The sequence below is a fragment of the Herbaspirillum hiltneri N3 genome (assembly GCF_001267925.1).
In the GTDB taxonomy this organism is placed as follows: domain Bacteria; phylum Pseudomonadota; class Gammaproteobacteria; order Burkholderiales; family Burkholderiaceae_D; genus Herbaspirillum; species Herbaspirillum hiltneri.
In genome coordinates this window covers 636,155-649,767 of record NZ_CP011409.1, presented here as the reverse complement: position 1 = coordinate 649,767, position 13,613 = coordinate 636,155, and the positions used below count along the sequence as shown (strand labels likewise).

Annotated in this window: 10 protein-coding genes; 5 read left to right on the top strand and 5 right to left on the bottom strand. The window is 60.9% G+C overall.

Annotated elements, in window-relative coordinates:
* The first annotated feature begins 146 nt into the window (after positions 1 to 146).
* Positions 147 to 1,292 carry a D-alanyl-D-alanine carboxypeptidase family protein gene (locus F506_RS02865; protein ID WP_053195249.1) on the top strand — a complete coding sequence of 382 codons (1,146 nt, stop codon included), beginning with the start codon at positions 147 to 149 and terminating at the stop codon, positions 1,290 to 1,292.
* A 114-nt stretch (positions 1,293 to 1,406) separates the two neighbouring features.
* Here the strand turns inward: F506_RS02865 and ahpF are convergent, their stop codons facing one another.
* The 4 genes from ahpF to F506_RS02845 all read right to left on the bottom strand — a co-directional run bounded on the left by ahpF (position 1,407) and on the right by F506_RS02845 (position 7,554).
* Positions 1,407 to 3,002: an alkyl hydroperoxide reductase subunit F gene (ahpF, locus tag F506_RS02860; RefSeq protein ID WP_053201192.1), complete on the bottom strand. Its 1,596-nt coding sequence runs from the start codon at positions 3,000 to 3,002 to the stop codon at positions 1,407 to 1,409.
* Between the two features lie 258 nt (positions 3,003 to 3,260).
* Entirely contained in the window at positions 3,261 to 3,824 is a 564-nt protein-coding gene (gene ahpC / locus F506_RS02855) for an alkyl hydroperoxide reductase subunit C (RefSeq protein ID WP_053195248.1), read from the bottom strand.
* A 460-nt stretch (positions 3,825 to 4,284) separates the two neighbouring features.
* Positions 4,285 to 6,153 (bottom strand): phosphoenolpyruvate carboxykinase (GTP), encoded by a 1,869-nt coding sequence (locus F506_RS02850; protein ID WP_053195247.1) that lies wholly within the window; start codon positions 6,151 to 6,153, stop codon positions 4,285 to 4,287.
* Between the two features lie 516 nt (positions 6,154 to 6,669).
* Positions 6,670 to 7,554 carry a LysR family transcriptional regulator gene (locus F506_RS02845; RefSeq protein ID WP_053195246.1) on the bottom strand — a complete coding sequence of 295 codons (885 nt, stop codon included), beginning with the start codon at positions 7,552 to 7,554 and terminating at the stop codon, positions 6,670 to 6,672.
* A 192-nt stretch (positions 7,555 to 7,746) separates the two neighbouring features.
* Here F506_RS02845 and F506_RS02840 point away from each other — a divergent pair, with 192 nt between their 5' ends.
* Together F506_RS02840 and F506_RS02835 are read left to right on the top strand one after the other, a co-directional pair.
* Positions 7,747 to 8,763 (top strand): zinc-dependent alcohol dehydrogenase family protein, encoded by a 1,017-nt coding sequence (locus F506_RS02840; RefSeq protein ID WP_200907709.1) that lies wholly within the window; start codon positions 7,747 to 7,749, stop codon positions 8,761 to 8,763.
* Positions 8,764 to 8,851: 88 nt separating this feature from the next.
* Entirely contained in the window at positions 8,852 to 9,838 is a 987-nt protein-coding gene (locus F506_RS02835) for a D-2-hydroxyacid dehydrogenase family protein (protein WP_053195244.1), read from the top strand.
* Here the strand turns inward: F506_RS02835 and F506_RS02830 are convergent.
* Positions 9,816 to 10,571: a hypothetical protein gene (locus tag F506_RS02830; RefSeq protein WP_053195243.1), complete on the bottom strand. Its 756-nt coding sequence runs from the start codon at positions 10,569 to 10,571 to the stop codon at positions 9,816 to 9,818. The two genes, F506_RS02835 and F506_RS02830, sit on opposite strands and share 23 nt — an antisense overlap.
* Before the next feature lie 42 nt (positions 10,572 to 10,613).
* On the opposite strand from F506_RS02830, the gene F506_RS22980 reads away from it, so the two are divergent.
* Together F506_RS22980 and F506_RS02825 are read left to right on the top strand one after the other, a co-directional pair.
* Positions 10,614 to 10,907 (top strand): hypothetical protein, encoded by a 294-nt coding sequence (locus F506_RS22980; protein WP_144423979.1) that lies wholly within the window; start codon positions 10,614 to 10,616, stop codon positions 10,905 to 10,907.
* Positions 10,904 to 13,534 (top strand): chemotaxis protein CheW, encoded by a 2,631-nt coding sequence (locus F506_RS02825; protein WP_053195242.1) that lies wholly within the window; start codon positions 10,904 to 10,906, stop codon positions 13,532 to 13,534. Before F506_RS22980 ends, F506_RS02825 begins: the two co-directional genes overlap by 4 nt.
* The last annotated feature ends 79 nt before the right edge of the window (positions 13,535 to 13,613 follow it).

Here is a 13,613-nt window from a genome sequence, read left to right as displayed (position 1 = left end):
AAACAGGAAGACTCTGCACGCAAGCCAACGCCGCGCAGCCTTGTTGTCAGGCTCGGCGTTTATAATCCCGGTGCGATGTTCACTCATCTCTTTTCAAACGACAGTCCCGCATGCAGTCCGGCGGGACACATTTTTTACACCCGAAGATGAAAAAACTACTCGCGGCCATAGCCGCAACCGTCCTGAGCTTCTCGGCAGCCGCCCAGAGCCTTCCGCCTCCTAGCGTCGCCGCCAAATCGTGGCTGCTGCTGGATGCGTCGAGCAACCAGATCGTCGCTTCGCAGGAAGCTGACATGCGCGTCGAACCGGCTTCGCTGGTCAAGCTGATGACCGCTTACCTGGCATTCGCCGCCGTGCGCGACAAGCGTCTCGACCTGAACCAGGAAATCAGCGTCTCGGTCAACGCCTGGAAAGTCGACCCGAGCAGCTCCAAGATGTTCATCGAGCCGAACAAACCCGTCTCGGTCAACAACCTGCTATACGGCCTGATCTCGGTCTCCGGCAATGACGCCGCCGTGGCGCTGTCGGAAGCCGTCTCCGGTACCACCGACGCCTTCGTCGTGCTCATGAACCGCGAAGCGCAACGCCAGGGCCTGACCGGCACGCATTTCAGCAACCCGCACGGTTTGCCGAGCCCGGACACTTATACGACCGCACGCGATCTGGCGATCCTGTGCCGCAACCTGATCAACGACTTCCCCGAGTTCTACAAAACCTATTACTCGGTCAAGAAGTTCACCTACAACAACATCACCCAGCCTAACCGTAACCGCCTGCTGTGGCTCGATCCGACCGTCGACGGCATGAAGACCGGCCACACCGAAAGCGCCGGCTATTCGCTGATCACCTCGGCCAAGCGTCCGGTCGCCAACGGCGAGCGCCGCCTGATCTCGGTTGTTATCGGCACCGTGTCCGACCAGGTCCGCACGCAGGAAAGCCAGAAGCTGCTGAACTGGGGTTTCCAGAATTTTGACGCCGTGAAGCTCTATAGCAAGGGCCAGGCAGTCGACACGCCTGACGTTTGGAAGGGTTCGCAAGGAAAGATCAAGATCGGCTTCACGCGCGACGTCTACGTGACGGTGCCGAAGGGCACCGCCGACAAGATCAAGCCGCGGGTCGAACGCAACGATCCGCTGATCGCGCCGATTTCGGAAAACGCCAAGGTCGGTACATTGAAGATCATGATCGACGACAAGGCCGTCACCGAATTGCCGCTGGTGGCGCTGGAATCGGTCGGTCCGGCCGGCATCTTCGGCCGCGCCTGGGATTCGCTGCGCTTGCTGTTCAAGTAACGCAGTTTCATCGGGCGCAACGTGCAGCATGCGCCCATAAAAAAAAGCCACCGCGAGGTGGCTTTTTTTACGGCCGTCCGCCGAAGGGGCAACGGATGACCGGCTTGCAACTTGTTACGCCGTGACGGCTTCCTTGACGGCGACCGGAGCTTCCTCCGGTGCCGAACTGCGGATCAGGTGATCGAAGGCGCTCAATGCCGCCTTGGAACCTTCACCGACCGCGATCACGATCTGCTTGTACGGCACGGTCGTCACGTCGCCGGCAGCGAACACGCCGGGAATCGAAGTCTGGCCCTTGGCGTCGATTTCGATTTCGCCGTGCTTGGACAGAGCAACCGTACCCTTGAGCCATTCGGTGTTCGGCACCAGGCCGATCTGGACGAACACGCCTTCCAGTTCGACGTGCCTGACTTCACCGCTGGCGCGTTCCTTGTAGCTGATGCCATTGACCTTCTTGCCGTCGCCGGTGATTTCGGTAGTCTGCGCCGACGTGACGATGGTGACGTTGGGCAGGCTTTTCAGCTTGCGCACCAGCACTGCATCCGCCTTCAGTTCCGCCGCGAATTCCAGCAGCGTGACATGGCTCACGATGCCGGCCAGGTCGATTGCCGCTTCCACGCCGGAGTTGCCGCCGCCGATGACCGACACGCGCTTGCCCTTGAACAGCGGGCCGTCGCAGTGCGGGCAATACGCCACGCCGTGGTTGCGGTATTCGCGCTCGCCCGGCACGTTGACTTCACGCCAGCGCGCACCGGTCGACAGGATCACGGTCTTGCCCTTGAGCACGCCGCCGTTGGCCAGCTTGACTTCGATCATGCCATCGCCCGGCACCAGCGCTTCGGCGCGTTGCATGTTCATGATGTCGACGTCGTAGGCACGGACGTGTTGTTCCAGCGCTGTGGCGAATTGCGGACCTTCGGTTTCCTTGACGGAGACGAAGTTCTCAATCGCCAGGGTGTCGAGCACCTGGCCGCCGAAACGCTCGGCGACGACGCCGGTGCGGATGCCCTTGCGCGCTGCATAGATCGCGGCTGCGGCGCCGGCAGGACCACCGCCGACGATGAGCACGTCATAGGCTTCTTTGGCGCTCAGTTCTTCACCCTTGCGCGCCGCAGCGCCGGTGTCGAGCTTGGCGAGGATTTCTTCCACGCCGGTGCGGCCCTGGCCGAACACTTCACCGTTCATGTAGACGGTCGGCACAGCCATGATCTGGCGCTTCTCGACTTCGTCCTGGAACAGCGCGCCGTCCACCGTCACCGCACGAATGCGCGGATTTATGATCGACATGACGTTGAGCGCCTGCACGACTTCCGGGCAGTTCTGGCAGGTCAGCGAGATATAGGTTTCAAACGCGTAATCGCCATCCAGATTGCGGATCTGTTCGATCACCTTGTCGTCGAGCTTGATGGGGTGGCCGCCGACTTGCAGCAGCGCCAGCACCAGCGACGTAAATTCGTGGCCCATCGGAATACCGGCGAACTGCACGCTGATATCGGTACCGGGGCGATTCAATGAGAACGACGGCTTGCGCGCGGCGTGATCGTTGCGTTCAACGAGCGTGATGCGCTCGGACAGCGTGACGATTTCCTGCAGCAGTTCCTGCAACTCACGGGATTTGGCGCCATCATCCAGCGACGCGACGATCTCGATAGGCTGCGTGACCTTTTCCAGGTAGGCTTTCAATTGGGCTTTGAGATTGGCATCCAACATGATGATTTCCACTTTCCTCTGATGTGAGACTTCAATGTTGTCCGGACTCCGCCGCTCGGCCTCGTGAGCTCTGCGGCGTTGCTTGCGCCGAATCCGGACGGGTGCTTCAGTGTTTGCTGCTTTACTTCAAATAACGACGCTAAATCGTTGAGTGGGCGTAGCGAGCGGGCCGAGGTCTGAAGGAGAAGCGCAACCGTACGGACGTACGGTGAGCATCGCAGTTCAGAGGTCGGGCCGCGCAGTAGCCCAATCAGCGATTTAGATCTTGCCGACCAGATCCAGGGATGGCTTCAGTGTTTCAGCGCCTTCAGTCCACTTGGCAGGGCAAACTTCACCTGGGTGGGAAGCAACGTATTGCGCTGCCTTGACCTTGCGCAGCAGTTCGGATGCGTCGCGGCCGATGCCGTTGTCATGGATTTCCAGAATCTTGATCTGGCCTTCCGGATTGATCACGAAGGTGCCGCGCAGCGCCAGGCCTTCTTCTTCGATCAGGACTTCGAAGTTGCGAGCCAGTGTCGTGGTTGGGTCGCCGACCAGTGGGTATTGGACCTTCTTGATGGCATCCGAAGTGTCATGCCATGCCTTGTGCGCGAAATGGGTGTCGGTCGACACGCCGTAGATTTCGACGCCGAGCTTCTTGAATTCGACGTAGTTGTTGGCCAGGTCTTCCAATTCTGTCGGGCAGACGAAAGTAAAGTCAGCTGGGTAGAACACGAACACGGACCACTTGCCCTTCAGGGTTGCTTCGGAGATGTCGACGAATTTGCCGTCGTGGTAAGCAGTTGCCTTGAATGGCTTGATTGTCGTATTGATCAGGGACATTGCTATTTCCTTTACTTGGGGTTGAAAGAGAGTGAAGAGATAGTAAAGCGCCTCTATATATTAATCAAATTTATTTGTTTAATACTTTCGATTGCGTTTGACTATCAACATTCGTGCAGAACGGCTTGCCGTAATATCGAGGGGACAAGCTGCATATGGGTATGAAAAGACCGGATGCAACTGCCGGGCGTGCTGCGTCGGAACTGCTGATCGCTTGCGCCGCCGGCTCACCGTTCGACTGAAATCAGGAGACGAAATTTCGTTCCCGCCGCAATATTACTTCAGCACGGCAACACCTGTGTGACCGGGCCAAGACAAGATGACGAGTACACCAGCCGCTTCCCGCCGCAGCGCGGAACGCTTCATCGACGTCTGCGCCGGCGCTGCAAACAATCTTGCGGACATAAAAAAACGGCCATCTTTCGATGGCCGTTTTCTTGGCGGCAAGCACCGTAACTGATTACGCCGCCAGCTTTTTCTGCAGCGCCACCTTCACTTCCACCAGCTCACGCGGCAGATTGTGCTTGAGCTTGTCGAACAACTCGGTGTGCAATTCAATTTCCTGGGCCCAGGCCGCCTTGTCGATCGAGGTGATCGTGGCGAACTGTTCCGGCGTGAAGTCGAGGCCGTCCCATTGCAGGTCTTCGTAGCGCGGCGACACGCCGAAGATGTGCGGAACGCCACCGACGCGCACGCCTTGCGGATCTTCGATCCGTTCCAGCATCCACTTCAGCACGCGCATGTTGTCGCCGAAGCCGGGCCAGACGAACTTGCCGTCGGCATCGGTGCGGAACCAGTTGACGCAGTAGATCTTCGGCAGTTCAGCGGGCGAGGCGGCGATCTTGCGACCCAGGTTCAGCCAGTGCTGGAAGTAGTCGCTCATGTTGTAGCCCGTGAACGGCAGCATCGCGAACGGATCGCGGCGCACCACGCCTTGCTGGCCGACGGCGGCGGCAGTGGTTTCCGAGCCCATGGTGGCGGCCATGTAGACGCCTTCCACCCAGTTGCGCGCTTCGGTCACCAGCGGCACGGTGGTCGAACGGCGACCGCCGAAGATGAAGGCCGAAATCGGCACGCCGGCCGGATCATCCCAAGCTGCGTCGATGACCGGATTCTGCGTCGCGGCAACGGTGAAACGCGCATTCGGATGCGCGGCCTTGCGGCCGGTTTCCTTGGCGATTGCCGGTGTCCAGTCCTTGCCTTGCCAGTCGATCAGATGGGCTGGCGCTTCCTTGGTCATGCCTTCCCACCAGACGTCGCCGTCGTCGGTCAGCGCGACGTTGGTGAAGATCGTGTTGGCGCGCAGCGAAGCCATGCAGTTGAAGTTGGTCTTTTCGTTGGTGCCCGGGGCCACGCCGAAATAACCCGCTTCCGGATTGATCGCGTACAAGCGGCCGTCTGCACCCGGTTTGATCCAGGCGATGTCGTCGCCGATGGTGGTGACTTTCCAGCCGTCAAAGGACTTCGGCGGAATCAGCATGGCGAAGTTGGTCTTGCCGCACGCCGACGGGAACGCCGCAGCGACGTAGTGCTTCGTTCCTTCGGGCGACTCGACGCCGAGGATCAGCATGTGTTCAGCCAGCCAGCCCTGGTCGCGGCCCATGGTAGAGGCGATGCGCAGCGCGAAGCACTTCTTGCCCAGCAGCGCGTTGCCGCCGTAGCCGGAACCGAAAGACCAGATCTCGCGGGTTTCAGGATAGTGAACGATGTACTTGGTGGCGTTGCATGGCCAGGCGACGTCTTTCTCGCCGGCTTGCAGCGGTGCGCCGACGGTATGCACGCACGGCACGAAATCGCCGTCCGCACCCAGCACGTCATACACGGCCTTGCCCATGCGGGTCATGATGCGCATGTTCACGGCGACGTAAGGCGAATCGGACAGCTCCACGCCGATATGGGCGATCGGCGAACCCAGCGGGCCCATCGAGAACGGCACCACATACAAGGTGCGGCCGCGCATGCTGCCGGCGAACAGGCCATTCAGGGTCGTGCGCATTTCGGCAGGATCGGTCCAGTTGTTGGTCGGGCCGGCATCGTCCTTGTTCTTGGAGCAGATGAAAGTGCGGTCTTCCACGCGCGCCACGTCCGACGGATCGGAACAGGCCAGGTAGCTGTTCGGACGCTTGTCCTGGTTCAGCTTCTTCATGGTGCCGGCGGCGACCATCTCGGCGCACAGGCGATCGTACTCTTCCTGCGAGCCGTCGCACCAGTAGATGCTCTTCGGCTTGGTGAGCGCGGCGATCTCGGCGACCCAGTTGATCAGTTTCTGGTGTTTGACGAAAGCGGGGGCGTTCAATGCGGCGACGCCTTCCATCACGGGTTGATTCATAACACTACCTCCAATGCCTAAATGAAATATCGAAATCGTTGGCACGGCAGGATCGTCGTTGCATGCAGCCGGCGAGGCGGGTGGCGCCATCAGCCGGTGGTACGGCGGTCTTGTCGAATGCTCCAGGCCCTGAGCCATGCCCATCGCTGAAGCCATCCATAAAATCGCGCGCGGAAGATTGTTCCGCAGCAGCTGGCTTTATGAAAATCAGGCGGCGATTGTACACCCGTACCCTGCTTGTTTGTAGTGAAAAGTAACCGACTAATGTAGTGGGAAATACGCTTTTAACGCGATTGCGTTTTTTCATTACGAAGCAGCGCAACAAAAGCGCTTTCGCCTGCCGGAGCCTTAATGGATGGACATCCTGCGCGCTGCAAAGTGCCACAAGACAAGCGGCCGACATGACGTCAGCGATTCACCGACATTGCTGCGCAGCAGCGTGCAGATTCAGGGACTATTGGCAAATTTACAACCACAGCGAAGAGACCTCGAAAAAGAGGCGCCGGGAAAGAAAACTCAGAACAGCCCGGCGACGAAATCGACAAAGGCCTTGATCTTGGCCGCGCGATGGTTCTTTTGCTGGACCAGCACGGAAACGTCGGGGCCCGGCGCCAGCCAGTCCGGCAACACCGGCACCAGTTCGCCGCTGCGCACCGGCGGGATCAGCGACACCGACATTTGCTGGACGATGCCGCAACCGGCCTTGGCCGCTTCGATGAGCGACTCGACATGGTCCATCGCCAGCGCGCCCTTGGGCACGAAGCGATGGCTGTCATTGCCCTTGCTGAACTGCCACGGCCGCACCATGCGCGATTTCGGATTGAGGAAACCCAGGCAGGGGAAATCGGCCAGCTCCTGCGGCGCCTTCGGCATGCCATGGCGCGCAACGAATGCGGGCGAGGCACAGCACATGTAACTGGTCTTGAAGACGGTCTTGGCGATCAGGTTTGAATCGGGAAGATCGCCGATGCGAATCAGCACATCGACGCCCTCCTCGACCATGTCGATCATGCGATCGCCGACCGTGATCCTGAGCGTGATATCGGGATACTGCACGAGGAATTGCGGCAGCGCCGGTGCGATGTACTGGCGACTGATTATGCTCGGCATGTCGACGCGCAGCGTCCCGGCCGGCAGCGAGTGGGATTGCATCATGCTGCCTTCCAGATCGCTCATGCCGTCGAGCAGCAGCAGCGCCTGCTCGTAGCAGCGGCGCCCTTCTTCGGTCAGCGACATGCTGCGCGTGGTGCGGTTGAGCAGCTTGGTGCGGAAATGCGTCTCCAGCGCCGACACCTGGTTGGTCACCGACGAGGTCGAAATCCCGAGCCGGTCGGCCGCGCGGCTGAAACCGCCGGCCTCGACGACGCTGCAAAACACTTTCAGGGCATCCAGGCGGTCCATGTTTGCTTTTCTTCTCCGGCGAATGACGAATGGTGAATGACGATGTATGGGTGCTGCCGATTATCCACGTTTTCATCATTCTGTATTGCCGTCAGCCCTGTTTTTCTCAGACCTTTCCGTCTCTAGACTTGCCTTCATCGCTGCCAAAAACAACGCGGCGCCCATCATCCACAGACACCGAAAGGAAACGCCATGACTACCGCATCCCTCCACTCCGCCACCATGACCGCCGTGCTGCTGACCGCCAGCGGTACACCGCTGCACACCGCCAGCGTCGACCGCCCCGTCGCCGGCGCCGGCCAGGTGCTGGTGCGCATCCGCGCCGCCGGGCTCAATCCACTCGATGCCAAGATCCGCGCCGGCAAGGCGGGACATGCCCAGGCGCAATTGCCTGCCGTGCTCGGCATCGACATGGCAGGCGTGGTGGAGGCGATCGGCGACGGCGTATCCGGCTTCAACGTGGGGGACGAGGTCTACGGCATGACAGGCGGCGTCGGCAGCGTGCAAGGTTCGCTGGCGCAATTCGCCGCTGTCGATGCGGACCTGCTGGCGCACAAACCGGCCAACATCGGCATGCGCGAAGCGGCCGCCCTGCCGCTGATCTTCATCACCGCATGGGAAGGCCTGGTCGATCGCGCCCATGTGCGCAGCGGCCAGAAAGTCTTGGTGCATGGTGGCGCCGGCGGCGTCGGCCACATCGCCGTGCAAATCGCCAGGGCCTTCGGCGCCGACGTCTACGCCACCGGCTCGGCCGAACAGCGCGACCTCATCACCGGCTACGGCGCCACCTTCATCGATTACCGCGCCAGTACGGTGGAAGAATACGTGCAGCAATACACCGGCGGCGAAGGCTTCGACATCGTCTACGACACCGTCGGCGGCGCCACGCTGGATGCGTCCTTCATCGCGGCGAAGCGTTACCACGGCCACGTCGTCAGCTGCCTCGGCTGGGGCACGCATGCACTGGCGCCGCTGTCGTTCCGCGCTGCAACTTATTCGGGCGTATTCACGCTGATGCCGCTGCTGACCGGCAAGGGCCGCGCGCATCATGGCGAAATCATGGAACAGGCCACCAGGCTGATCGAGGCCGGCAAGATCGTGGTGCAGGTCGATCAGCGCCACTTCGGCTTCGACCAGGCCGATGCCGCTTACGACGTCATTGACGCCGGCGGTGCACGCGGCAAGCTGGTGATTGAAATCCCGGCCTGATATTTTCATGGGCCAATCGGCGCGGCAAAAATCCGGCAGGCGCTTTATGATGTCGCTTTAACGATATCGACCGCCTTCCGGAGACAACATGAAGATCGCCATCCTCGACGACTACCAGGACAGCGTCCGCCAGCTCGACTGCTTCAAGCTGCTGGACGGCCATGACGTCAAAGTATTCAACAATACCGTGCGCGGCGCCGGCCAACTGGTTGCACGCCTGGCGCCGTTCGACGCACTGGTGCTGATCCGCGAACGCACCGTCTTCACCAAAGCCATCCTGGAAAAACTCCCGGCGCTCAAATTAATTTCGCAAACCGGCAAGATCAGCGGCCATGTCGACGTCGCCGCCGCCACCGCGCAGCGCATCGCCATCGTCGAAGGCGTCGGCGACCCGACCGCGCCGGCCGAATTGACTTGGGCGCTGATCATGGCGGCCGGGCGCCGCATTCCGCAATACACCGCGAACCTCAAGGCCGGCGTCTGGCAGCAGGTCTCGCCCGCGCCGGAACGCAATTCCATCGGCGTTGCCCTCAAGGGCCGCACGCTCGGCATCTGGGGATACGGCAAGATCGGCCGCATGGTGGCCGGATACGGCAAAGCCTTCGGCATGAAGATCGTCGTGTGGGGACGCGAGGCGAGCCTGGAGCAAGCGCAGAAAGACGGCTACACCGCCGCAGCCGGCAAGGAAGAATTTTTCTCGACGACCGACTTCGTCTCGGTGCACCTGCGCCTCAACGACGCCACGCGCGGCATCGTCACCGCGCAAGACCTGGCGCAGATGAAACCGACCGCCACCTTCATCAACACCAGCCGCGCCGAACTGGTGGCGAGCGGCGCACTTGAAACGGCGCTGCAGCAAGGCCGTCCCGGCTTCGCCGGTATCGACGTGTTCGAAACCGAACCGCTGCCGCACGACTCGCCGCTGCTGCGCATGGACAACGTGGTCGCTACGCCGCATCTCGGCTATGTGGAAAAAGACGGTTACGAGCTGTACTTCCGCGCGGCCTTCCAGAACATCGTCGACTTCGCCAACGGCGCACCGAAGAACGTCCTCAATCCTGAGGCGTTGGCCTGACGCGCACCGGCGTAGGCGGCGCATATTGCAGATGCTGAGCGTGCGACACCTTCCATAGGTGCATCCAGCCGGGCGGCCACGGCAGCGGCGGCCCGGCGTAGGGCTCCACTCCCCTGCGCACGGCGATGACCGGCAAATGTTCCGGCATCGATCCGGCGTGATCCCATCCCATGCTATACGCATGATGCGGCAACAGCGCATCACACACCGACGCAAACCACGCGGTGTGATCTTCATCGCGGCCGAGCGCCTGAGCAAGTCCGTGCGGATCGAATTGCGCCAGTGCGCTGGCCAGATCCTGCGCGCTGGCGCCGGGAGTGTCGCCCCAGCCGAAAATCGGATTGAAATTGTAGTCCGCACCCGAGCCGTACCAGCCTTCACGCCACGGCCGTTCATTCCAATGCCGCGGCCCCGCGAACAAATGCCAGCGCCAATGCAGGCCCGAGGGCTTGGGCCAGCTATACAGATACAGCCGCTGGTAACCGGCCGCATGCAACTCACGCACCATCGCCATCAGCCGCGCGTGCGGCATGCGATCGGGCGGCTGGCGACGGAACAGGATCGGTGTGCCGTCGGCATGCTGCACTTCGTCGGATGACAGATTGAGATCGAGCGTGCGCACTTCGCTGCCGAAGCGCGCGGAAATCCATCCCGTCAGCAAGTTGACGGAGACGATAACGCCATAGCCGCGATGGCGATGGAAGATGACGGTGCCGGGAGCAATCGGTTTCATATCTCGATTTTATCCAACTATCGGAAACCTGACCGCACATCAATGGCGAGCGCTGCATATGCAGCCGGAAATACGCCGGCGCCAGAGAAAACAATTCCTCGCGCAGTTGCCGCCACGGCAAAAAATCACGCCAATTATTTCCATGCGGAAATTATCGAAAGCCAATCTGCATGCGGCTTTGCGGACCATCTTGTAGACAACACGCATGACGGTTTATCCATAAAATGCGTGGCACGCAATTTGCGTAACGACAATCGAGTGCCGACATTAATTACTAAATCCAAGTGCGGCGCGGACAAGTTCTTGCGGGCTTTTTCAATAAAAGGGACAACATGACTGAACACGTAGCGATTCAAACCGAAACCTTCCTGCCGTACATGCGCGACGTCACCAAATGCGAACAGTCGCTGCAGGAACTGAATCTGATGTGGCGTGTGATTGAAGCCTCGGCAAAAATGAACTGCCCCAGCGAAGCCAAGACCATCCTGCCGACCATGGCGGCAACGCGCACCGGCTTCAGCCGTCTCGAACGCGAGCTGGTGGTCAGCCTGGTCCAGGAAAAAGTCCGCAACGTGCTCACCGAAATCGGCACCAAGGCGCAGTACGTGATCGACATCGTGGTGCGCAACCTGTTCGAGCGCACCGCCGACGTCGGCTTCCTCGCCACTGATCGCGAATTGTGCAATTTCGTCGCCGGCGTCACCGACAGCGTCGAAGCGATCCGCTTTCGCCTGCGCGAGTACCGCAACAAATACACCGTCTACGACGAGATCATCCTGCTCGATACCGAGGGCAACGTGCTGGTGCAGATCGACCCCGCGACGCCGCTGGAACACAGCGCCGATGCGCTGATCGCGGAGACGCTCAACGCCGATACGTATGTCGAGACCTTCCGCTTCAGCGACCTGCGTCCCGGCAAGGAACGTGCACTGATTTATTCGCGCCGCATGCAGCATCCCCAAACTGGTGCGGTAGTCGGCATCCTGTGCCTGTGCTTCCACTTCGAAGAAGAAATGGCCGGCATCTTCTCTTCGCATCGCGACGCCGAGGCGCGTTCCAACATGTTGCTGCTGGACGCCGACAACCGCGTCATCGCCAGCGCCGACAAGTTGTGGATCCCGGTCGGCACCGAAGTGCCGGTCAATCGCGACGGCAACGCCGCGCTGATGCTGTTCTGCGGCCGCGAATACCTGGTGCGCACCGTATCCTCCGACGGCTATCAAGGCTATCCGGGTCCGATTGGCTGGCAAGGCCAGGTGATGATTCCGGTCGAGGTCGCCTTCAGCGGCGTCATCAGCGACGTGCTCACCAAGCTGTCGCCGGAAATCGCCGAAGGCCTGCTGTCGCATGCGCATTCGTTCTGCCCGCCGCTGTACGACATCATGACCGCCGCCAAGACCATTCAGCGCATCGTCTGGAACGGCCAGGTCATGACCGCCGGGCAGCGCGGCGAAATGCTCAAGCTCAAGACCATCCTCGATCAGATCAGCGAGACCGGCAACCGCAGCAATGAGTTGTTCGCGCAATCGATCCACGATCTCTACCAGACCGTGCTGGTATCTGGAATGCGCGACGCCGAATTCACCACCAGCCTGCTGGTCGACCTGCTCGACCGCAATCTCTACGAGCGCTCCGATGATTGCCGCTGGTGGGCGCTCACACCGGAATTGCGCAGCGCGCTGGCGCAACCGGCGCAAGACCAGGCCACGGTCGACAAGATGAGCAATATCCTGGCGTACATCAATGGCTTGTATACCGTCTACACGCGCATCTTCGTCTACGACCGCCACGGCCGCATCGTCGCCAGCACCGGCGAGCACGCTGCCGACATCGTCGGCGGCAACATCGACGACGACAGCCTGCGCCAGGTGCTATCGCTGCGCACGCAGCAACAGTACTACGTCAGCTCCTTCACGCCGAGCGCGCTGTACGACGGCAAGGACACGTACATTTATCACGCAGCAGTCCGCGACCTCGAGAACGAGGCCGTGGTGGTCGGCGGCATCGGCATCGTGTTCGACTCGACGCCGGAGTTTTCCAACATGCTCGCCAGCGGCATCACCGCCAAGAAGAACATGAAGGCGTTCTACATCGATCGCAACGCGCGCATCATCTCAACCACCGACAGCGCACGCGCCGTCGGCGAGACGCTCGACATCGATCCGGCGCTGCTGACCATTCCCAACGGCAGCCGTGCCTCACAGGTCACCGTACATGACGGCGAATACGCCATCGTGGCCTGCTCGGCGTCGAACGGCTATCGCGAATTCAAGGTCAGCGACGGTTACCAGGAAGACGTCATCGCAGTGGTATTCGAATCCTTCGGTGCGGTGCAAGGAGCGGGCTCGCAAACCGACGGTCGCCAATATCTGCTGGAGACCGACCCCACCATCACCGACGGCAATGAATACGCCACCTTCTTCAGCGACCACAACCTGTTCGCCATCTCCGCCGCCCATGTGGTGGAAGCCGTACCGTTCAGCGAAGTGTTGCCGACCTCGATGGGCACGCGTGCGGAACAGATCGGCGTACTCAACCTGCGGCGCGACGATGGCGACGGCGAAGGCAGGCGCAAGGAATTCGTCTGGGTGTTCGATCTCGGCCAGATGATGCGCGGCACCCGTTCTGCGGTCAGCGGCAGCAGCCAGGTGATGATCGTGCGCGAAGGCGAACACACCATCGGCCTGCTGGTCGATGAGTTGCACGCCGTGCCGCAATTCAATCCGGCGCAGATCATGCACACGCCTTTCGCGATGCAGGGCGCGTCGATGCTGGTGACCCAGGTGATCAAGGCCAACAACGGCCAGCTGCTGATCCAGGCAATCGATGTCGGGCGTTTGTTCGCGCTGCTGATTGACGGCCAGATTGCTCTGCCGCCCGAGCTTGCAGAAGCCGTTGCAGAGACCGCAGCGCCGGGGGCGGCTGCCGACGGCAAGCGTGCAGTCGAGCTGCTGGCGGCGTAATCGGGAGTTGATTTGCACGGGCCGCCGGTAGCGCGATGTGGGGTATGATGGCTGGGACTTTTTCCGGATTTTCCACGAT